Origin of the sequence: Paraburkholderia sp. SIMBA_054 (genome assembly GCF_046534875.1) — a bacterium.
GTDB lineage: Bacteria > Pseudomonadota > Gammaproteobacteria > Burkholderiales > Burkholderiaceae > Paraburkholderia > Paraburkholderia hospita.
The window spans coordinates 1-229 of sequence record NZ_JAWRXV010001879.1; the positions used below are offsets into that span (position 1 = coordinate 1).

Here is a 229-nt window from a genome sequence, read left to right on the forward strand (position 1 = left end):
GTCCGGCGACAATCGTCGCGCCGATGATCCGCATGTCGAGTGCAAACGACCAATGCCCCAGGTAGTACAGGTCATGTTCGACGCGACGTTCCATCTTTTCGATGCGGTCGGTCTCGCCACGAAAGCCGTTGATTTGCGCCCAACCTGTAATACCCGGCTTGATCCGATAGCGATTGATGTAGCCCGCGACCACTTTCTGATAGAGGTCGTCGTGCTCGAGCGCATGAGG

At 57.2% G+C, this 229-nt stretch carries 1 protein-coding gene; it reads right to left on the bottom strand.

Annotated elements, in window-relative coordinates; translation table 11 throughout:
* The coding region (locus SB822_RS61570) for a sugar transferase (RefSeq protein ID WP_410859730.1) at nt 1–229 on the bottom strand (229 nt) is incomplete at both ends.